Origin of the sequence: Neobacillus endophyticus, from assembly GCF_013248975.1 — a bacterium.
Taxonomy (GTDB): Bacteria; Bacillota; Bacilli; order Bacillales; family Cytobacillaceae; genus Neobacillus; species Neobacillus endophyticus.
Genome location: NZ_JABRWH010000001.1, coordinates 3973416 through 3994568, shown reverse-complemented (window position 1 = coordinate 3994568; position 21153 = coordinate 3973416). Strand labels below are relative to the sequence as shown.

At 37.9% G+C, this 21153-nt stretch carries 20 protein-coding genes; 3 read left to right on the top strand and 17 right to left on the bottom strand.

Features of this window, described 5'->3' with window-relative positions:
• Positions 1–141 precede the first annotated feature (141 nt).
• From HPT25_RS19640 to HPT25_RS19585, 12 genes are all read right to left on the bottom strand, one after another.
• A complete protein-coding gene (locus HPT25_RS19640; RefSeq protein ID WP_173068088.1) occupies positions 142–1617 on the bottom strand; it encodes an alkaline phosphatase family protein in 1476 nt (491 codons plus the stop codon).
• A gap of 84 nt (positions 1618–1701) precedes the next feature.
• Positions 1702–2430 (bottom strand): endonuclease/exonuclease/phosphatase family protein, encoded by a 729-nt coding sequence (locus tag HPT25_RS19635; RefSeq protein WP_173068085.1) that lies wholly within the window; start codon positions 2428–2430, stop codon positions 1702–1704.
• A 256-nt stretch (positions 2431–2686) separates the two neighbouring features.
• The gene (locus HPT25_RS19630) at positions 2687–4270 is read right to left on the bottom strand and encodes a SagB/ThcOx family dehydrogenase (RefSeq protein WP_173068082.1); all 1584 of its coding nucleotides are present in this window, start codon (positions 4268–4270) and stop codon (positions 2687–2689) included.
• A 22-nt stretch (positions 4271–4292) separates the two neighbouring features.
• A complete protein-coding gene (locus HPT25_RS19625; RefSeq protein WP_173068079.1) occupies positions 4293–6233 on the bottom strand; it encodes a TOMM precursor leader peptide-binding protein in 1941 nt (646 codons plus the stop codon).
• A complete protein-coding gene (locus tag HPT25_RS19620) occupies positions 6230–8197 on the bottom strand; it encodes a putative thiazole-containing bacteriocin maturation protein (RefSeq protein WP_173068076.1) in 1968 nt (655 codons plus the stop codon). Before HPT25_RS19620 ends, HPT25_RS19625 begins: the two co-directional genes overlap by 4 nt.
• A 167-nt stretch (positions 8198–8364) precedes the next feature.
• Positions 8365–8670 carry a heterocycloanthracin/sonorensin family bacteriocin gene (locus HPT25_RS19615; protein ID WP_173068073.1) on the bottom strand — a complete coding sequence of 102 codons (306 nt, stop codon included), beginning with the start codon at positions 8668–8670 and terminating at the stop codon, positions 8365–8367.
• Between the two features lie 400 nt (positions 8671–9070).
• Positions 9071–9496 carry a hypothetical protein gene (locus HPT25_RS19610; protein ID WP_173068070.1) on the bottom strand — a complete coding sequence of 142 codons (426 nt, stop codon included), beginning with the start codon at positions 9494–9496 and terminating at the stop codon, positions 9071–9073.
• A 185-nt stretch (positions 9497–9681) separates the two neighbouring features.
• The gene (locus HPT25_RS19605) at positions 9682–9996 is read right to left on the bottom strand and encodes a cytochrome o ubiquinol oxidase subunit IV (RefSeq protein ID WP_173068067.1); all 315 of its coding nucleotides are present in this window, start codon (positions 9994–9996) and stop codon (positions 9682–9684) included.
• Positions 9997–10602, bottom strand: a complete 606-nt coding sequence (locus tag HPT25_RS19600; RefSeq protein ID WP_173068064.1) for a cytochrome (ubi)quinol oxidase subunit III — start codon at positions 10600–10602, stop codon at positions 9997–9999.
• Between the two features lie 13 nt (positions 10603–10615).
• Positions 10616–12601 (bottom strand): cbb3-type cytochrome c oxidase subunit I, encoded by a 1986-nt coding sequence (locus HPT25_RS19595; protein WP_173068061.1) that lies wholly within the window; start codon positions 12599–12601, stop codon positions 10616–10618.
• A 13-nt stretch (positions 12602–12614) separates the two neighbouring features.
• Positions 12615–13535: a ubiquinol oxidase subunit II gene (locus tag HPT25_RS19590; protein ID WP_312857306.1), complete on the bottom strand. Its 921-nt coding sequence runs from the start codon at positions 13533–13535 to the stop codon at positions 12615–12617.
• 153 nt (positions 13536–13688) lie between these two features.
• Positions 13689–13919 carry a hypothetical protein gene (locus tag HPT25_RS19585; protein WP_173068058.1) on the bottom strand — a complete coding sequence of 77 codons (231 nt, stop codon included), beginning with the start codon at positions 13917–13919 and terminating at the stop codon, positions 13689–13691.
• A gap of 1340 nt (positions 13920–15259) precedes the next feature.
• Between HPT25_RS19585 and corA the strand changes: the two genes are divergently transcribed.
• Positions 15260–16189, top strand: coding sequence for a magnesium/cobalt transporter CorA (gene corA / locus HPT25_RS19580; RefSeq protein WP_173068056.1), 930 nt, complete (start codon positions 15260–15262; stop codon positions 16187–16189).
• A gap of 195 nt (positions 16190–16384) precedes the next feature.
• Here corA and HPT25_RS19575 read toward each other — a convergent pair whose 3' ends face one another.
• Positions 16385–17629 (bottom strand): MFS transporter, encoded by a 1245-nt coding sequence (locus HPT25_RS19575; protein ID WP_246277238.1) that lies wholly within the window; start codon positions 17627–17629, stop codon positions 16385–16387.
• Positions 17630–17724: 95 nt separating this feature from the next.
• Complete coding sequence (locus HPT25_RS19570) at positions 17725–18279, bottom strand: MarR family winged helix-turn-helix transcriptional regulator (protein ID WP_173068053.1); 555 nt, start codon at positions 18277–18279, stop codon at positions 17725–17727.
• Between the two features lie 374 nt (positions 18280–18653).
• Here HPT25_RS19570 and HPT25_RS19565 point away from each other — a divergent pair, with 374 nt between their 5' ends.
• Both HPT25_RS19565 and HPT25_RS28430 read left to right on the top strand, forming a co-directional pair.
• The gene (locus HPT25_RS19565; RefSeq protein WP_173068050.1) at positions 18654–19451 is read left to right on the top strand and encodes an HAD family hydrolase; all 798 of its coding nucleotides are present in this window, start codon (positions 18654–18656) and stop codon (positions 19449–19451) included.
• Positions 19452–19498: 47 nt separating this feature from the next.
• Positions 19499–19816: a hypothetical protein gene (locus tag HPT25_RS28430; protein ID WP_217269767.1), complete on the top strand. Its 318-nt coding sequence runs from the start codon at positions 19499–19501 to the stop codon at positions 19814–19816.
• Positions 19817–20110: 294 nt separating this feature from the next.
• On the opposite strand, the gene HPT25_RS19560 is transcribed toward HPT25_RS28430, so the two are convergent.
• The 3 genes from HPT25_RS19560 to HPT25_RS29100 form a co-directional block, all read right to left on the bottom strand.
• A complete protein-coding gene (locus HPT25_RS19560) occupies positions 20111–20272 on the bottom strand; it encodes a hypothetical protein (RefSeq protein ID WP_173068047.1) in 162 nt (53 codons plus the stop codon).
• Positions 20273–20639: 367 nt separating this feature from the next.
• A complete protein-coding gene (locus tag HPT25_RS19555; protein WP_173068044.1) occupies positions 20640–20777 on the bottom strand; it encodes a hypothetical protein in 138 nt (45 codons plus the stop codon).
• 67 nt (positions 20778–20844) lie between these two features.
• Positions 20845–20970 (bottom strand): hypothetical protein, encoded by a 126-nt coding sequence (locus HPT25_RS29100; protein ID WP_281368219.1) that lies wholly within the window; start codon positions 20968–20970, stop codon positions 20845–20847.
• Between the last annotated feature and the right edge of the window lie 183 nt (positions 20971–21153).

The window sequence follows — 21153 nt, the reverse complement described above, 5'->3', positions numbered from 1 at the left end:
TAGGGCATCTTTTTCATGATTTTATGGTTGTTGCTATGATTGGATCATAGATTTAAAACACAAAAAGACTCCAAATTTTTCTTTACGAAGCATATTGGAGCTCTTTGTTCATTTTATTTTTTTAGAATGAAGCATTTAAGGTTATGGGGAAATTAAGGTTAATATCCACTCTTTAAGATCTAAGATTCGCAAATTTTTAGGAACTGAGTCACTTCCGCAAACGATCAGACTTACTAAAGAATCTTGTTTATGAAGTCCTCCGTGGGCAGCACCATTTACATGTGTGGGAGAACCCTCACCGATGAATTCATAACCTGGTTTTGCGGAAATAATGATGTAATTCCCTTCATGTGAATAAAAGGAAGAATATATTCTTGCTAAGGCGTCAGGGTAATCTCCATATTCGATACTCTTTTCTTTAATTGTAATATCTAATATCTCTGTATTTCCTTCAATCGACCAACATTGTTTATATTCATCGATTAAATCCCCATTTGGATGAAATTCTAACTTCCCTTTATGCATTCCTGATGTAACCGCCACAGTTTCTCCTTTTTTTAAGGCAATTACATCTATACGTGGATCTTTTTGCAGGATCTTCGCAATTTCCTCTAATGGCGCCTTTTGAGGATTAAGAGTATAGATAAAAGACATTCTCTCATTAACACAGAGAACAATTTCAACTTCAGATGATACCCCTTTTTTCAACTTAGCGATTTTATAGGAATTTAAAAGCTGCCTCAAGTCAATTAATGCCTCTTTCTTATTTGGCTCAATCCAGGCCTGTCCATTATCACCAAGGATAATCCATGTCGTATTAGATAGAGAATCCTCCCATGAAGGAAACTGATTTAAAATCCCTTGCAGCTGTTGATCCACTTTTTCAATACCCTTTAATTCCAATCTTCCATTTTTATGTACTTTATGATCCAAATCTGGAAAATAAACGAGCGTAAAAGGTGGCAATTTATTTTCATTTATAAGGTATTTAAGTTCATTCGCAGAGAATTTGTCGTTAAATCCATACTTTTGCCAACAGAATGAGTTCTTTTTAAATGGGTTGAGCTTGTGCATCGCTCCGTATGAGAACACGTTCGGTGAATAGGATTTCAGTTTCCTATTTAATCCTGTAACAAATGATAAAAGAAACGGGATCTTTAGCTGGGTCTCAAAAGCTCCTCTATATAAAAGAGCATTTATCGACGCACTTTGAATTCCCTTTTCTTTTAAAACTTCATGAATCGTTTTCTGTTGCTTGCTTAAATGCTGATGATTTAAATTATAAAAAACATCAATCATGGATTGTTTTAAACCTAGTTTTATAAGTTCTCTGACATGGGTTCCATAATTTACAATACGATTTTCATCTTTATTATACCAAACAAGGCCCGGAAGTTTGTGTTTGTCACTATAGACACCCGTTAATAATGTACTGTCAACATTTACAGACATAGTAGGAAAAGGGCTGACGAGGTTTGGTAAGTAATGTCCATTGTTAGAAAAAAACTGCAGTGCTGGTACTTTTCCACCTTTAAAAGCTTCTTGTAATGGCATATCCATTAATGAATCAATTACAAGCATAATAACTCTTTTTTTATGGAGATAATCGGCTGTCATTCATTTCTCTCCTCTACATAAATGCTTGTTATTATTATGGAATGTTTTCCCTAAATTATGAAAGTTTCTACTGAAGTACCGACTTTAGCTGAAAGAAATGGTTGCTTTTAAGGGTAAATGGTCAGAAGATTTAGGAATACATGTAATGATTTCAGCCTTTTTAATATGAAAATGATGGCTGGCGAAAATATAATCTATTCTGGACCTTGGCTGTAGTGATGGATACGTGTACCCGGCTCCCATACCGGCAATGGTCCATACGTCATAAAACTCACGTGTAATTTTTCTCCATCCTATAGATTGCGGTTTCATATTCCAATCACCCATAATGATGAGGGGTTGGGGGGCTAATTGAAATTGCCTGATGATAAAATCTGTTTGTTTTCGATGAAGTATAGGATTAAGACTTAAATGAGTTACATAAATTTTCAAAAATTTATTGTTTATTTGAATCGTAGCTTCGAGTATCGATCTACCTTCTGTTAGCCCCGGAAAGAGATTAAATCGATAATTCTTTTCGTTAACAATTGGATAACGGGATAAAAGTGCATTTCCATACTCCCTTGCGGTTGAGGATTTGTTTAACTTTAGAGATAAAGAAGGGCTAAAAACATAATACATGTTTAATTGGTTTGCCAGCCAACCAATCTGATCAATAAATTCACTTCGCTTAGAAAAATGTTTGTCAACTTCATTTAGACCGATGATATCCGCATGACTCGCTTTAATAACTTCTGCAATTCGATCAAGATCTAATTTCCGATCCACCCCCTTGCCATGGTGGATATTAAATGTCAGAAGATGAATATTCAACTCTCTACACCTATCCTCTATTTCCGCTTTGTACTGGATTTTTAATGGAGATTTCTTAGTATGGGGTAAGCCCCTCCATAGTTATACAGCTTTAAAATATTGACCCTATTCTTTAATTTAGTGATCATTGGATTCGATGGTAATTTTTCATTCCCTTTCATTTTTCCTTATAAAGTACAAAGGATAAACAGCAAATAACCCCTTGTACCAAGGGGCTGCAATATGTTTTTATGTTTGATCGAAATATGGTTTTCGCCTAGCTATTTAAAATTCCTTTTAACCAGGCTCTAGGACGGTATGGCCCAACTGGTATTTGGATCAAACTCGTTTTTTCTATCGAATCAAGTCCGTAAAGTTCATCACATTGGTTCACATCGAAACCTAAAAGCGGGTGCCCCCCCATGCCTAAGGCACACGAATTCAATAAAAGCCGTTGTAATAGTATGCCCGCCTCCATCTGTTGAATCCGGTATCCACGATATCCAAATATCTCCTGGAAGTGATCCTTGTCACCTACAATATGCAAGCAGAGCGGCACTTGAAAAAGATTGACATTTGGCATCGTTAATCCGTATTGTAAAAACTCTCGATAATCCCCTTTAGAAATTCTGAAAAGTCCATGTGCTTTTTGATCATAAAAGTAAGCACCGTTTGGAATTCCCTCCACATTATAGACACAACCGAAAAGAGAAACTCGAGACTCGGATTTCCCGTGTGTTCCGTTAAGATCGTTCTGATAATAATAGGGAAATGTCTCTTCAAACAATTTGGACAGTTGTGTTTGACTTACTTTCCCGATTAAGAAATCAATATCAGGGGAATGTCTCTCTCTGCATACAGAGGCAAGATCATAAGAAAAGGGCTCCGTAAATGGCAGCATGATGATTTCTGAACCAACGGAATAATGAACACGATCATCGCTTTCTATCTTTACAAATGACTGTGTTGTTTCCAACATTGATGCTTCGTTCATCTCTTTTATCAACGGAAATTCAATGACTCTTTTTGATCTGTTATAAGTTTCATGCTTCAACAATGGCACTTCTTGGCACAATTCATTTGCAAAAACATATTCTTCTATATTCATGTTCTCAACATTACGAATAGAAGGATGAATAGACATTGGGATCACCGCGTAGACACTTTCCTCTTGGTCGGATAGTCCCAACAAATGATTAACTGAACGATCAAGAAATTGGTAGCATACTTTTGATGAGAATCCCATCCGATCGGAAACTTCTAAAGCTTGACCAATGACCACACCTGCATCTAACCCTTGAAGCCTGTATGCAAAATTATTATATTTAAAGAAATTTCTCCAAAAAACTGTTGAAACAAAAACAATACAGAAACAATCAGAAAGATCACTGCTCTTACCAAGGCATCTAGATAAATAGGAATCGTAATTTCCTTCTCTGAGCAATAGAAGGCGATGATGAGCCACATCATAATGGTAAATCCCCTCTGGAATTTCCTCTAGCTTTAAATAAACATATAATTCATTGGGATACAGTGCCCCACCTGAGGGAACAAATCTCCGGAATAATTGTGCATAACTTACTGCAGCGGTTTCATCTGCGCTGTCTATAAAAGCGGATTGAGCATAATGTGTAAGACCGTAAACATACCATAAGAATTGGCCAATCTCCTCTATTCCGGATTCTTCTTTCTCAATACGTTTCTTAAGAGTTAATGGTACATTACCTGTCAGTGGAATCTCAGGTAAGCCGCTGTATAGTTTATAGGGAAGTGGTGCGTCCTCCCAATCTACTTGCCAATCTGGCGGAGCGAGCTTTTCCGTGTCAAAATGTAGGTGGTGCAAAAATGTTTCCAGTTTCAAACTTAAACCTCCTACTTTTCAATTATGGGAATGGATGCGGGTATTGATTAAGCTGCTCATACGATAACGGATGTTTAGTAAATCCCAGTTTCATTGGTACTAGAAGAACCCGATCTAGACCTTTGACTCGGGTCAGATGATGTCCGAATGTCATCGGCAGCATGCCAGGAATCAATACCTTCACACAGAATAAACCATTCCGTTTCGTTATTGGGGTCGTTTGATCTACCACAATAACTTCTAGATCTAACTGACGTAACCTCTGAAGAATTTCCTGAAGATCATCCTTCAAATCAGGATGTTCTGGAGGCTGTTTAAATTCCTCAGAAAACGTTTTTACTGGTCGATGATCATCCAATAAAAAGCTTAATCGCTCCTCTGCTTCCCGCAGGCCATAGAGCAGGCCGTGGTCTTCCATATGACGGACGGTAAATGGATCAATTAGCATTTCTTCATATTTCTGCCGGTTTTTCTCTAAAAGTTCGTCATGTCTGACCATCATTCCCGCAAGCTCATAAATGGCGCTTTTTACAGCCCTTACTGGATCAGGATTCGCTCCTGCTGCGCAGATCAGGTTAACCCCCTTTTCCCTTCTGTTTTTGGCTATGGCCCAAACGCTCGGTATCTCATGTTCCATCGTCGAATTGTAAAAATATACGTCATACCCTGCCACTTCTCGTAATCGGTCCACCATCAACTCTAATTCTTTATCATTAGCAGAGCGAGGGTCAAGACGCGGAAGGGGCAGCTGTGCATACCATGTTAACAAAAAGGAATCCCGTTCAACGACTTCCATAATCCCATGGAATATGGCTTCCTCCATACTCCCTCCTAATGCACACCCGTTGGAGGTTTCGTAAACAAACCCCTCCCCATTGCCTAAACTGTAATAGGCAAGTAACTCCGGAACAAGTATGGGGCGTTCTTGTAAAAACGAATAGCCCCAAACCCAATTCATTGGTAATTTAGGATGAAACGATTTAAACGGGAAATGAGGCTTAGCATATTGTTCATTGTCATGCAAACCTACCCTTACTGGATTTAATGCAATATGCTTAACATTTTGATAGCTATCACGAACTTTCTTCCTTTTGCCTTGAGGCTCAATTCCGCAATTCCGCTCCAATCCCTCCAAAATAGCCGTTAGCTCACTCATTTCATAGGAATTAGAACGGCCGGCTACTCCCTCATCCGCTCCAAAAAACGGCATGTTAACCAAAACATCAGCAAATGGTAGTCTTAAATCCTGCATTTTCCCATTCATGATTCCCGTACGATCATCCAAATAGTCTTCTACTAGCACTTTTTTCAGATCCTCCATCGAACGGCAGCGATAACCGGCACCAGCTAATTTAGGACTGGGGTTTAAGTTAATTTGTGCTAACTCTGGTAAGTCTTCAGGTATTGAACTACAAATTGGGCACAATGGATCTGGCAAGAAAAAATGACTGGAATTCGTTAATGTTTGCAAATTGGAAATGACCATTCTTTCATCCAAGGAGGAGAGTTCTCCCTGAATAATTTTTTGCACTTCGTTACTGATTAAGATGGCCATATGTGATAATCCTGTTCGGGAAGCCCATGCATCAATTGTGACACCACCCGTTGCATTCAATTTCGCCTGTAACTGCCACATTTCTTGGCGGTCAGGTCCGGCTATTAACAACCGTTTGTCAGCACAACGGGTGCATCCCGATTTGTTATGCCTTACGATCGGACCAATGATACCCTCACCAAAAAAAACGAACCCCCGAAGCCATGGAATACCGGCTGACCTGAATTTCTCTTCCGCTTTTTGATGAAACGAAGGATGCCAAGCATCGTCGAGTACTAGTGCTAATTCTGTTTCTTTAGGAATCTCTTCAAATATACTTTGTCTTCTTACTAGTTCGTTGGCAGACAATTGATCACAAACAATATCCGTTAATAAGCCGTTGCCAACAATGAGAATCTGGGCAGTCATCGAGAATCCTCCTCTCGCACCACCTGAACACCATACACTCCTGCAAGCCCTTGTTTTAAAAAAGGCTCAATGGAAAGATCATAGACAATCATTCGTTTGCTGTATTTATTCAAAACCTGAATGGATGACTGTAAGAGGTCCAAATGTGTCAGTTCCTCACAAGCGGGAATATCTAGTTTGGTTTCCTTTTTATCCAGATAAATCATTGACTCTTTTTCTTGCCTTATGCTGGAATGAAACTGGGTTTGAGCGTCTAAAAGCGCTTGCTCTAATGCATGTTGCAATGCAAATGTTGTATTTAAACCTACCCTTGTATACCATCGGCCATTTGACCTTACCCATACAACAGGGAACCCTAATACTTCCTCTTTTAAACCAATGGCAGTTGAACAATTCAAGGTAGACAAGGCATTTAAATAAAATCGGCATTTTTTATCCTCTATGGCACCTATTGCCACACGGTATACAGTATTTGGTTGATTAGTCTTTCTTTTTTTGACTTCCTCATCTAGATAGGCTTGCAGGCCTCGGCAAACTGCCTCCGCGATGCTTTCCCCAGCACCAACTCCAATAAATCCCTCAATAGGATTCTCCTCAACATGATCCTTCTGATGATTAAAGTGAAAAACTCGTGAATCTATTAGTTTTGAAACATACATTTCAATGCCCATCAACCCGGCATTTTTTCTTGCTTCTTCATGAGTCAGACCCGAACAGACGACTTCTGGCAGCAGGTCTGCCGGCCCCTCTGATACCGGGTCAGCTGCCTGAACATAGCACTGGGAAAGAGGAAGCTGTGACAAATCTCTTTCTTCCCAGGTGTGGAAAATTCCTATTTCTTTTGAGGTTAATCGGCTAAAAAACTCCAAAAGCTCCCATTGTTCTTCATCCCTGTTCAACTCTTGTTTCAACCTATCATCAAGATCTGCAACTATCTCGGGTTTAAGCGTTTTAGGTGTTAAAGAGGGATGGGGAATGAAGGAAAGCCAATCGCCTTCAAGCGTGTTAAGATTAAGCAGATAAATTTGATTAGCTTGATTGGAACCTGCAATTCCCGTAGCCTTCTTGAAAAATTCAAATACAGAGACATTTGCCAAAAGTGCACCCGAAGTCGCAGAGAAAGACTGAGGGTCCGCATCTGCTTTTAGTGCCGATCGATGAATTCTACGCCAAGCAGACTCAAAGCAACCCTCCGATTCTGGATGTGTTAACGGACCGGAGAGCCCTACTTTTTCTAAATAGATGGTTGGTAAAAATGCCTTTTTTTCTTGATTGCAAACTTGATTCAATTTCATTACTTCAAGATCATTTCCATCCTGAGAGACATACAGAATCCAATCATATGCTTGAACAGCCTCTTTCCAATTAATATCCCCCGTCCCTTTTGGATAGGGTACTTCTGCCATCTCCACATCTTTATCTATTTTCCTAGCATACTGTACCAACTCATGGAGCCGCTCCCTATTCGTAGGAACCGTATCTATTACCATGACATTTAATTTGGGCAAACCAGATTCTATTAAGGCAGAAACCAGGGATAAAAGAAATGGGCCAGAGCCGACAGACAAAACCTTTGCCTGTCGATATTCTTGAAAATGGTATGCACCCGAATCGACGAAATTCTCAATGAATTCAATTTGTGAAGCATATCTTTCAAGGACTTGACGATTTAATTCATGAGGAATATCTTTGCTAGCATCTCGAACAAACTGATTCTTGTATAACGTTTCTCCGATCTCATATACTCTGTCGCGGTACGGTCCTGTTAATCCTTGAGTCAATTCTCCCAATGTGTGCTCCCCATTAAACAGCGGCAGCAATTTTTCAATCCACTGATAGATGGTATTCCCCTCCATGCGGAATGAGCTTATGTTATTTCGAAAATAGACCCCCCCTTTTTGATCCTGGAGAAAAAATGTATCCCTTTTGACCTTCAAACGTGAGGATGAATTAAGTTCTGCCATTGTCGCTCCTCCTTTTTCCTAATTGTTGCTATTTGCGTACTATCAGTTTATGTACGAATTTTTGTCCAATATGATAAACAGTAATGAAATGCCCCTGCGGCAGAACCTGCAGGGACACTTCATTTTCATAAAATTTTTTCTTAAATCCCCAGAAATAAAAACAATGTTTAAATAACAACTACGCCGACACAGTTAAAGCCGCCAAAGCAACCACCACAGCCACCACAGCCACCGCAGCCAAAACCAAATCCAAAGCCTATACAGCCAAAGCAGCCAAAACCTCCACAACGGAAACCACCGCAACGGAAACCGCCGCAACCAAAACCTCCACAACGGAAACCTCCACAACGGAAGCCTCCACAGCGCATACCCATCATCCGCGGATCCTGAATCTGTGGATCTATCGGAACTAATTCACCAGTTTGATAAGGGTCGATTGCCAACCCTTGAAGTTCATTTTGAAAATTATGCATTTCTTCCTCCCCTTTGTATTTAATGAATCAGGATCAACCTGAATCAAGAGTTGTCAGATTTGTGTAAAAACATCAGATATGACGTGTTCTCTCTTCAACAAATTATGAATATAATTAGGTCACTGTTACTGAATTAAGCGCCTATTTCAAGTTGAAAATTTACTGATCTTATAAAGTATAGTAAATCAATCGGAATTAATTGATTATTAAGCTGTTCTTACATTAAGGCAGCAAAACTATTCAGAAATAAATAGATAAAATAAAAAGGCGTGAATCCGGTTTTCATACCGAACTCCACGCCTCGAATCTTGAAAATCTTAACTGCTTTAATAGGACTACCGTTAAATACAAGCCTTAGGTGGTCTTTTTTATTTATCTTTGATACTCCCTCCAAGGGATATTAAAATGAGAGTAATGAAACACCCATCATAGGAGCAATATGTCTAAGATTATCCCGATTAACGTTGATAAGCTCTGTTATTTTTGCTTTATCCTTTCTTTTAATTGCATCTCCCAACTCATCGTATTTCTTGTCCATTTTCTCTGCATATGTTTTTCCCTTTTTCGCTTGTAGTGGGGGCAGAATGGCATCATGAAACTCATCGTAAAGATTATTCGAAATAGTAGTTGCAGATGAATAATCTCCTCTTGATACGTATTTTTCTATTTTTGTAAATCCGTATAGCATATCTGAAAAAGGCCTTGTCAGAGAAGATTGCGCTGTACCAACATATTGCGGTTGGACTTTGTTTTGTGAATCTCCGCAACCGGCAATTCCAATTACTATTACAGCTCCTACTAACACGATCCATATTTTATTTCTCATTATTAACCCCCTTATCCTATTCAATTATTTTTGTTCCAGCAATCTGATCTACATAAATGCCCCAACATTGTATTTATTCTTTCATTGCCCGCTTAAAAATCAATAGGGCTGCAATCATAGTCATTGCAAACAATCCTAAGATACTATAAAGTCCAACGTCCATAATTTACCTCCTAGTTTTTCTATTATTGAACAACTTCGTTAAAGGACATTATCCAAACCGCTCCTACAACGATCGTTACAACGAAAACGATACCTAATATTAATGCAGCCACATTGTATCTGGGCCCTTCCCCATCACGAATATGCATGAAGAAGAACAACTGAATAACAAATTGTAAGACAGCTGCAAGTAAAATACTAACCATTAAAGCCGTTTTACCTAATACGTGATTTACTACTAGAAGAAGGGGGATAATTGTCAAAATGATGGAAAGAACGAACCCCGTAATATACGCTTTGATGGACCCAGTATGTTCAGCATGTTCGTGAGTTGACAATTACATCACCCCCATTAAGTAGACAACAGTAAATATGAAGATCCAAACTGCATCTAAAAAGTGCCAGTATAAACTAATAATGGAGATTTTTCGTCTAGTAACAGTAGTAATCCCTTTGCGGGAAAGTTGAAAGATCAGGCCTATCATCCAAAAGATCCCGAATGTGACGTGACAACCGTGCGTCCCGACAAGTGAAAAAAAAGAAGTAAGAAACGCGCTTCGCGAAATCGTGGCCCCTTCTAAAGCCATATTCGTGAACTCGTTAATTTCAAACCCAACAAACGTTGCACCTAAAAGAAGAGTCACAATTAACCAACCGATCAGACCTTTTTTGTTTCCTTTATGCATTTGTAACACAGCTAAACCGCTTGTAAACGAACTAACTAATAACACAAAAGTTTCAATAATAAATCCAGGAATATCAAACTCTTTAGGTGTAAAGCCGCCATTTGTATGAGTATGTAAAACGGCATACGCTGAAAAAAATGTTGCAAATAAAAGACAGTCTGTTACTAGAAATATCCAAAATCCTAATATTTTTAACTCTTCTTGATCAACATGGCCATGTTCATGCTCTGAAGCATGAGCAGAGGTGCTTGGATGCATTTTTTATTACCTCCTAAGTTGCAGTTCTATGGAATGATCCATGACTTCTTAAATCTTTTTCAGTCCTTTCGATTTCATCAACTGGAATATAGAAATCAGTATCATACTGGAAGGAACGAATGAATAATGTGATCGCTACACCAATTAGACCGATAATTCCCATCCAATACCACTCAAAGGTAAATCCAAATCCCGCAACAAAGAAAAAGCATGACATAATGAAAGGGATTCCTGTATTTTTGGGCATATGAATGGGTTCATATTTTACTGGATCCGGTTTATAGTCCTCTATTCTCATTTCTTCTTTTTGATGCCACCAAGCATCACGACCATGAACAACAGGTAACACGGCGAAATTGTAAGCTGGCGGCGGTGACGGAATCGACCACTCTAAAGTACGGCCGTCCCAGGCATCACCCGTGGTATCTCTTTCACCGTGTTTAATACTATAAAGAATTTGCCAAACTTGGAAGATGAAACCCAATCCCATTATAAATGCTCCAACCGAAGAGATGAAGTTTAACGGGGCCCAGCCCATATTCCATCCTGCGGATTGATTATAGGTATAAATTCTACGAGTCATCCCCATGAAGCCAAGAGCATATTGTGGCATAAAGCAAACATAGAAACCAATTTGCCACAACCAGAATCCCCATTGTCCTAAACGATCATTTAACTTAAATCCGAAAAGTTTTGGCCACCAATAGTACAAGCCTGCCAAGTAACCAAACACAACTCCTCCGATTAAAACTTGATGGAAGTGAGCAATCAGGAAATAACTGTTGTGATATTGATAGTCCGCGGGTGCAGCAGCAAGCATAACGCCTGTTGCACCACCAACAAGAAAACATGGAACAAAGGCACAGAACCATAACATTGGTTGTGTCAGTCGAATCCTTCCTCGGTACATTGTAAACAGCCAGTTAAATACTTTAACACCTGTGGGTATAGCAATAATCATTGTACAAATAGCAAATACAATATTTACATCTGCCCCGGCACCCATGGTAAAGAAATGGTGTACCCAAGTATAGTAAGAGACAACTGCAATAGCAATCATTGAAAATACCATTGAGGCGTAGCCAAAAATATGTTTTTTGGAGAACGTTGCAACAACCTCTGAGAAAACACCGAATGCAGGTAATACGACAATATATACTTCAGGGTGTCCCCACATCCAGATCAAGTTTACCCACATCATTGGATTACCGCCGGCATCCATAGTAAAGAAGTGTCCGCCGAATAATCGGTCAATTGTCAACATGATTAACGCGACAGTAAGGATAGGGAAAACACCTAAAATCGCAATGGATGATGATAAAACAGACCATGTAAATAATGGCATATCCCTTAAGCGCATGGATGGTGTACGCATTTTTAAGATCGTCACTATAAAGTTGATTCCCGTTGCCAAACTTCCAATTCCCGAGATCTGAATCCCCCATATCCAAAAGTTTTGCCCTGGCCCTGGGCTAAATTGATCTTCCGATAATGGCGGATAAGCCAGCCAGCCTGAATCGGCAGAACCACCTATAACAAAGGAAAGATTAAATAGCATAGCTCCTATGAAGAAAAACCAAAAGCTGATCGCGTTTAATGCCGGATAGGCAACATCCCTGGCCCCAATCTGCAGAGGAACAACCATGTTAAATAAGGCAAACATGAATGGCATCGCCATAAACAAAATCATAATCGTTCCATGTGTTGTGAAAATCTCATTATAGTGGTCTGAAGCTAAAAAACGGTTATTAGGAACGGCAAGCTGCAACCTCATAAGGATGGCATCTACACCGCCACGAAATAGCATTAATAATGCCGAAAGAAGATACATAATGCCAATTTTTTTATGGTCAACTGTTGTTAGCCATTCCTTCCAGAGCCAACCCCATTTTTTCAAATAAGTTAGAGAGGCAATGATCGCTACAGTTGCTAATACGATGGAAACATCCGCCCCATAAATCATGGGATCGCCAGTTACAAAAAAGCCCGATGTATTCATAAAAACCTCCTGTTTAATGATTGTGTTTATGCATAGTTGTTTTTTGCATTTCCATTGAATCACCCATATTGTGCATATGGTGGTAATAGATTCCACCGTTTTTATTTACGATGTTTTCATATAAGTTCTTTGGATAAGAAGAAAAGCTTAGCTCTTTCACATTACCTGGTTTGGACAAATCTCCATATCCGGCCTTTGTGAGGGCTGGTGAACTTTTCTTAAGGCCTGCAGCCCACAAATTAAAATCTGCTTGGCTTACAGCTTTGACTCTAAATTGCATATGGGCAAAGCCTCGTCCGGTAAAGTTGGCACCAGAACCGAAATAATTACCAGGTTTATCTGCTTGAAGCCATAATCCCATGGACATACCCGGCATCGTATATTCTTGCCCTCCAAGTTGCGGTACCCAGAACGAATTCATCGGAGCATCGGAGGTTAGAACAAATTGAATGGGGACTCCTGTAGGAATTACCGCATAATTGACGGTTGCAACCTTTTGACCCGGATAAGTAAACAGCCATTTCCAATCTAAGGAAGTTACCTGAACAACAACTGGTTTTACATCCTTTACAGGAGGTTTTGTTAAATTAATGGTCGTTTTAGCAGTATAAACCCCGAGAATCGCGACAATTACCACAGGAATTCCCCACCAAACTATTTCTAGCACTTTGCTATCCTGCCACTCAGGTTGATAAGGAGCATTATTTCCCGGCTTATCTCTAAATCGAATTAAAATATAAACAAAGATGGCCGTAACTGGAATGATGATGATCGCACATAAAATAACAGAAATAATAATCAAATCCAATTCTTGCTGACCTACAGGCCCTTTTGGATCAAGAACAATATATTTACTTCTGTCACAACCAGTCACAAGCATTGCGACCAACAAACTAAAGAAAGAATACTTACTATATTGAATCCATTTATTCACTTTCAATCCCCCATCGTTTTCATTGTCATTATGAAGACACACAACCAGTGAACAACAAAAAATCGATAACCTTGCCTCTTTCGCTTTTACTACTAACCTGGACAGTTTTCACAAAAGAAAAGCTGCCAGTGTGACAGCTCTGGGAAGAAGAGTTCATTCCTTTGAATGATTTCTCCTGCCAATTGATCCAATTACTCCACCCAATATTAGTGTGAATCCTGCTGCGGTAAAAAAACCAAGAGCTATATTAAAATGGAAATTCCCCTCCATTGTCCATGGAACTCCATCACTCGCCCATGGTTGTCCTGTGAAAAACTCATAAAACAAAAATAAAATTCCAATTAAAACTTCTACAAAGATTAATGTCTTGGTCATTCTCGTCATATACATACCTTCCCTGCTATTTGAATTAATTTTAAGGTTTCCTCTATTCCCATGTTTTATTCCATATTACGCCAGAACAAAAATCGCTTTTTATGGAAACAGGATATCCAAAATAGAAAATGGTTGGAATTTTCACTAAATCGTCTATTCAACATCGATTTTTAAACATCATTTTAATAAGTGAACATGAATCGCTTCATTAATATATCTCTTAAAAAAGGAATGATGAAATTACTGCTATTAATTACTAACGTAAATGTGTTTGGAGAAGTAAATTCTAAAACTAAACCCAGCTTCAAAATATAATAGAAGCTGGGTTCTCAACTTGTTATACATTGGTTCAGTCATTTCATCGATTAGCTGAAGAAGGGTGATACTATGGATCCATATTATTGGTATACTGTTGCTGATGTTGGTTTGTTTATAGCAGCTATGGGGGTATCAACATATATGTTTTTTAAAATGATGAATGAATAATATCCAATGAAGCCCAGAAAAGTTGCGACTCGATTCAAATCATTTAGATTTAATTTAAGGAAATCCAGCCATTATGGACTTTCTAATGTCCAGCCGTAAGTATTTTTAAAATCGCCGGCTGGACATTTTATTTAATCGTGTTTCTTCTATTTAAAAAGTAATTATACTTCAGGGTTGCCTCCCTCTTTCCTTTAGATATCCAGCCTATTGATGTCTTAAAGTTATTTTGTCCCACATAATTCAAATTTTTTGTGCATAAGATGGATTAATAAGACAAGGCTGGATAAAAGGGGGATGTATTTGAAACCACTAGATCAAAATGGAAACGTTTATAAATTTCTGACGCCATTATTTTTTTCTGGAGTTTTCTTTTGCTTAAGCTTCTATTTCTGCGTATTAGGTGTATCTCTCTATATTTATTCACTTCCATTCTACGCATTTTTCCTACTAATCTCTTTATTCCTTTTTTATCAAACTGATCGAAATCTAAATCTTCTCTTGAAAAAGGAGATGACGAGCATTGCGCAATATAGCTTTTATCATCTATGCATTGGTATCTACTTAATTTTATCGTTTGTTTTATTTGGTGTATCTGTTGCTTATCTACCTTTCTATTACAACGGAGGTTTTATCTTTGTTTGGTACTGTGCTCCAATGTCATTCCTTTGCTTTATAAGTTTTATTCAATCTAAAAAACGAATAAACGTTTTAAAAAAGGATGATCCAAATTCGAGCCTATAAAAATGGATAAGATCGTCCGAAACAAACAAGATACATCTAAAGAGCTTTCAGAGTAAAGCATTATTTCTTTTTTCAAAAGTTCCGTATAATATGGATAGTGACTTTTTGAGAGGAGTTCCATAATGCTAGTTTTTAACCCTACTTTGAAAAAAACAACTGCGGAGAAAATTCGAAAGCCGACTGATCAGGAGGTGGCATGGATTCGTCTTCGCAACCCTGAACAAACAGAGGTCAAACATGTTCTTTCGGATTTACTAAATTGCCATCCTCTTGTTGTAGAAGATTGTATCAAGCTGAATCAACGCCCCAAAATGGACATTTATAAAGATCATATCTTTATAAGTTTTTTTGCGATTGATCAAGAGCATACGCCAGTAGAAATTGCATTGGTTATAGGTCCAAATTATGTTGTATCCATCTATAAACAAGATATACCGGTTTTAGATCAGCTGTACGAGCAATTTAAACAAATCGAGGGAAAAATGGAGTATCCTGCCAAAATTTTATATTATATAATGGATCATTGTGTGGATGAATATATGCTCGTTATAGACCATTTGGAGGATAAGATCGAAGAATGGGAAGAAGCAATTCATAAAAACCCTTACTCTTCCATTGCCCATGATGTTTTTAAACTGAAAAGATCGACTCATGTTCTAAGAAAAATATTTGTTGATGAACGGACGGTTTTAGGTGCCATTAGTCACCAAAAATTCCCTTATACCATTGAAGAAGCAGATGTTTATTTCGTTGATTTATTTGATCATATTTCAAGAGTAATCGATTCGATTGATATGTTTCGTGATTCATTAACTGGTCTACTCGATATGCAAATATCCATGAAGGGCGATCGGATGAATGAAATCATGAAAATTTTGACCATTTGGAGTACCATTTTTTTACCTTTGTCATTTATCGTAGGCTTATACGGAATGAACATTAAGGGAATTCCTGAGTATAATTGGAATTTTGGATATTTATATGTATGGATTTTATTAATTGTCGTAACTTTAGTTATGGTGGTTTATTTTAAGAAAAAGAAATGGATTTGATCACCTACTTATCGATAATAATATGATTATCCATGATAAAGAACTCTTCATTTTTTGTGAAATACAATAAAAAGGTACATCCAATAATTAGTGATGTACTTTTTTATTGTTGGGATAACAATAACGTTGGTCATTCAATGCATTTCTTTCTAACTAGTCATTCTACGATATTTTTCAACCATTGTCTTGGGCCTTTTACCATTGAGAATTTCCCCGAATCATTTGTGATGTTTTTTCGCCCTTTTCTTCGTTTCCATATTTATCAGACCATTCACTACGAATAAGCACCGCAGCAAATAAGCCCACACTTAGGACCAGAGCCAGCAAAACAAAAGTTAACATGTAGCTGCCCATTTTCATAAATCGAATTGAAATAATAGGCGCTAAACTTGTTCCTGCAAACAGAACAAATGTATACATCGAAACCGCAATTCCGCGTGTCTTGCCTCCTATTTGTCCTACAAGAGTGACAAGTGCAGGTACAGAAATCGCAATACCTGTTACAAAAATCAAACTCATAAAAATTAGCAAGGCCAAGTTTGAAATCATCCCCATGGAAGCAAGCCCTACTATCGCCATAAGCAATCCCCCGCGCAGAACCGCTCTAACACCAAATTGTTTAGAGATTCTTCCTGATAAAGGAGAAAGCAGTATTCCTAATACACCAATAGAACGAACATAAAGAATTTGTTCCTTATTTAGGCCAAAATGTGACCCGATCAAGTAATTGCCCAATACCGTGTACATACTGACAAAAGACATGAGCAAGACCAATGCCACAATATAGCATAGCACAAGGTTTTTTTGCGAAAATACCACGCCAATTTGCTTAAATGGTTCCCCGATCGAAGATGGTGTCTGTGAAGGTTTTCCCTTTGGCAAAAATCGAAGGATCAAAAATGCGGTTAAGGTATATACACCAGCTAAAAGGAAAAATACAGTGTTCCAGCCGTAGTGTACACTCATAAAGGCACTGACAACCTGCCCAACGATTCCGGCAACCAAAAATCCCGTACTAATAAACCCGAGCGTCATAACTCTTTTTTCAGGAGGGACCATTTCTACTGCATAGGCAAGTGCAACGGGAGAAAAAGAGGCCGCTGCAAATCCTTGTATTCCCCTTAGGACAATCATCCAAGTGAAACTTTCAACCATCCCAAGAACTAAAGAAATGACTGCCAATACTCCTATCCCGATAAAAATGATTTGTTTCCGGCCGTATTTGTCAGATAGTGCTCCGTAAATCAGACAACCAATTGCAAAACCTAATGAAAAAATACTTCCCGCTGCAGATGCTTGTATAGGTGAAATGCTAAAGTGGTTGGCAAACAAGGGGATCAACGGAATAGTTACATACAAACTAGACATGACTACCATACCAGACCAACATAAAATAGCTGTCATCAATGAGTAGTTTTTTTCTTTAAGAGTTGAAGTCATAAGACACCTCTTTCTATGAATTTTTATAGAACAATAAAAATTAACAAAGATAAACAATTGTAATTAGACAATCTAATTACTTGTTCAAAAAAATTTTATCTTCCCACCCCTAACCGATTCTCGATACTCTCATTCAATTTAATCAAGATTTTTTCAAATACTTTTTGTTCCTCCATATCCAAGTCATTTAAAAGCGAGGCACAAGTCCCCCAAAAAGTTGGGAGTAAATTGTCAACCAATGCCTCCCCTTCATGTGATAGACTGACATGGATCATACGGCCATCTTTGCTGTTTTTTTGTCGTACAATCCACTTTCTTTTTTCCAGCCAATCCAACATAGCTGTCGCGGAAGCACGCCTAATGCCAAGCCTGTCAGCAATAGCAGATGGGGTAATTTGCTTTCTTTCTGTATGCAGCAAAAGCAGCAACAACAAATCCAGTTTGCTCTCGGTAATATTAAACTCAGATAAGTTCATGTCTACAACATCCAGGACATTGTCACTCAGCCATAACATTAGCAATCCCATGTAAGCTGCTTTACGATCCACTTCTTTTGCTGCTGTTTTGTCCATTAGTTCTAAATATGGAGCAATTCCTAGTTTGGGTAACTGTTGATACGAATTGGCCTCATTTGATATTTTTTTTGACATGCCATCACCTTTCATTTAATTAGATTATCTAACTAAAAACGATTGTAACTTATTTCCATTTGTTTCGCAAACAAAAAATCATTCATTTTAGAAATTTTTGAAAATGGGATTCAATACTGCCAGCACCTCTCCAGAAAAGGAAACACGCGTTTAATTTTTGTATTCGGCATTTTGTTCCTATTGGATCATTTCCATACCGAACTTTTAAATATTTTAACAACTCCCACATTCCTTATTTTCATCTTTCTAATCATGAGAAAATAGGCACGTGTTTCTGATTCAAGATAATCTTTAATGAATCTATACATTTTGTTTACTTGGATTTAATATTCAAATGATATGATTGGTACAGCTACAAGTGAGGAGGCAGTAAAATGAATGTGCGTGCAATATTTATTGATATGGATGGTACACTACTTAAAGCCTCAAACGATATTTCCAGTCGAAATATCGAAGCTATTAATCAACTCATTCAACGGGGAGTTAAGGTTTTTCTTGCCACAGGTCGACACTATGAAGTAACCGCTCCCTACCATAAAGAAATTGGATTACAAACTCCGATGATCTGTTTGAATGGTGCTGCCATTCACGATTCAGTGTCTGGAAACATTTTGCAAATGAAAACCATCCAATTGAACGAAGAACGATTTCACCATCTAACTGCTGAAAGTCCATGTAATGTTTTGATCCATACAGCAAATGGACTTTATTGTAAGGAAACAAATGAAGAAATCGATTATTGGACAAAAGTTGGGCAAACTCCGCCAAGGTATATTGGCGATTTAAGACAGGCAAATTATCAGGACGTTCTTAAATATAGTGTTCGAACTGGTGCACCAATACCGGAATTATCCTCTTTGTTTAAAAAAGAAGGTGAAGTCATCGATTGGAATGACGGGTTTGAGATCATTGCTCCTAATGTTTCCAAATGGTCTGCTATAAAAAACTTACTTAACGAATTTCGAATAAGTCCAAATGAAGCCGCAGCGGTTGGAGACGGTCCTAATGATATAGAGATGCTTCGTCATGTTGGTATTGGTGTAGCAATGGGTAATGCAAGCCAAAAAGTTAAAACTGCAGCTGATTTTGTTACAGGGCACCACGAAAATGATGGATTAGCTAAATGTATAGAACGCTACCTTCTTAAATCATATGATTCATTTGCTATTTAGATTTTGAATCATACCTTTTTTAAAATAGGTTTTAATAAAGTTTATTGTTGATTTACTATTCTGTTGATTGCAGCTATTATCATCAGCCAAGTTTTACTGCACTTTGTAATAAAAAATGGCAGGTGTTATTCATACCTGTCATTTTTTATTACATCATCGATATTGAAGACCTTACGGAAAAAGAATTTGACTTTAAGTTAATATTTAGAGCGATTAATTGCAACTATCTTTTAAGCCTTTTTAAATTCCCTCCCCCTTTAGTCATTTCCTCAAGAAGAAAAACTTCGTCAGGTTCAGGTGTTGTAAAGCTTGTGGGGCCAAATATAACTGCGATTCCTAGAAAAAGGACAATCTTTAAACTATAGCACAAACAAAAAACGCCATCCTTTCCTTGATCTTTGATAGAAAGAATAGCGTTTTTTTGTTTTAGGGTAATGATATGCCTTAGCTTAATGGACATGTGATATTACCCCGATTATAAAGGAACTCACAAATAAACCGTGCCATGCTCGTACAAGTGTACTTAAGCTTTCTAATGGAGATGTCTAATGGCAGGATCCGATGCATGCAACGGATGATCCTAAGACTTTGGGGGATTGACATATACTTGGCAAATTTAATAGAGTATTACAGGTTTAACTGATAGATTCCCTTTTCGTTTAAATAAATGCCCCTTGGCGGACCCATACTTGATAATAATCGTTCCAGTAATACCAAGTATTTGTAGATGCATCATAGTACCAAAATTGTCCATTCCATGCAAGCCCAGTCCAAACTCCGTTCTCATAATAGTAGTAAACTCCATTGAGGTAGGACCACATAAAATCACCTCCTTTCAAATAGAAATATACTTCGTAATATAGTAAATGCTAAAAGATTTCATTTTGATAGGGACAAGTTATATAAGTAACCAGTACATTTTTTCCTAGTACAAAGCTATCTTCCCCTCTATTTTTTGTTTGCTTGTGCTATCGATTTTTAAACAAAAAAGAATGTGCAACAACGGCACATTCTTTTTTGGGGTTCACTTTTTTCTTTGTTTTCGTCAATTCTATCGCCGACCGTCAACCATTCACTGTTGATTTCGATGTCCTTCCTGCCCCATCGGGCTGACAGAACCAACTAATAGGGTTTCAGCTGCCTATTGATATTCTTTAAAAGTTAAAGAGAGGCATCATCGTCCGCTCGCTATTTTGATGAATTATTCTTTTTGGGTGGCTGTTTCAGTTGCATCTGCTGTGGCTGCTGGTTATTCGATAGTTTCCCTAACTGTTCTAATAGCCGTTTCGCTTTCTGAGCAGAAGGTTGTTTATCGCGTCTACTCAATCTTACTCACTCCTTTGAATTTTTTTATTCATAACTATAGTTACTAATCTTCCAATCTCTCATCCAATTAAATTCCATATTTGATAAGCAGGTACCCAATAGTACCAGAAGGTACCATCGTATAAATAATAGGTTCCATCGCTCCATGCCAAGCCTGTCCAAGTGCCGTTTTCGTAATAGTAATAATATCCATTGTAGTAGGACCACATACAATTAACACTTCCTTTCAACTAGAAATATACTCATAATATAGTAAATGCTAAAAGATTCATTTTGAAAGGGACAAGTTGTGGAAACAATGAGTACATTTTATATCGTGAAGCCATTATTGCGGCAATATGAAGAACGAATTAAATGATTAATAAATTTGAATAAT

What these genes read in the sequence shown, in the direction of transcription:
- HPT25_RS19565 (WP_173068050.1), top strand. Translation starts at nt 18,654, where the DNA reads ATGAATGTGCGTGCAATATTTATTGATATGGATGGTACACTACTTAAA.
- HPT25_RS19615 (WP_173068073.1), bottom strand. Translation starts at nt 8,670, where the DNA reads ATGCATAATTTTCAAAATGAACTTCAAGGGTTGGCAATCGACCCTTAT.
- HPT25_RS19640 (WP_173068088.1), bottom strand. Translation starts at nt 1,617, where the DNA reads ATGACAGCCGATTATCTCCATAAAAAAAGAGTTATTATGCTTGTAATT.
- HPT25_RS19595 (WP_173068061.1), bottom strand. Translation starts at nt 12,601, where the DNA reads ATGAATACATCGGGCTTTTTTGTAACTGGCGATCCCATGATTTATGGG.
- HPT25_RS19610 (WP_173068070.1), bottom strand. Translation starts at nt 9,496, where the DNA reads ATGAGAAATAAAATATGGATCGTGTTAGTAGGAGCTGTAATAGTAATT.
- corA (WP_173068056.1), top strand. Translation starts at nt 15,260, where the DNA reads ATGCTAGTTTTTAACCCTACTTTGAAAAAAACAACTGCGGAGAAAATT.
- HPT25_RS19620 (WP_173068076.1), bottom strand. Translation starts at nt 8,197, where the DNA reads ATGGCAGAACTTAATTCATCCTCACGTTTGAAGGTCAAAAGGGATACA.
- HPT25_RS19600 (WP_173068064.1), bottom strand. Translation starts at nt 10,602, where the DNA reads ATGCATCCAAGCACCTCTGCTCATGCTTCAGAGCATGAACATGGCCAT.
- HPT25_RS19585 (WP_173068058.1), bottom strand. Translation starts at nt 13,919, where the DNA reads ATGACGAGAATGACCAAGACATTAATCTTTGTAGAAGTTTTAATTGGA.
- HPT25_RS19625 (WP_173068079.1), bottom strand. Translation starts at nt 6,233, where the DNA reads ATGACTGCCCAGATTCTCATTGTTGGCAACGGCTTATTAACGGATATT.
- HPT25_RS19575 (WP_246277238.1), bottom strand. Translation starts at nt 17,629, where the DNA reads ATGACTTCAACTCTTAAAGAAAAAAACTACTCATTGATGACAGCTATT.
- HPT25_RS19560 (WP_173068047.1), bottom strand. Translation starts at nt 20,272, where the DNA reads ATGTGGTCCTACCTCAATGGAGTTTACTACTATTATGAGAACGGAGTT.
- HPT25_RS19570 (WP_173068053.1), bottom strand. Translation starts at nt 18,279, where the DNA reads ATGTCAAAAAAAATATCAAATGAGGCCAATTCGTATCAACAGTTACCC.
- HPT25_RS29100 (WP_281368219.1), bottom strand. Translation starts at nt 20,970, where the DNA reads ATGGATATTATTACTATTACGAAAACGGCACTTGGACAGGCTTGGCAT.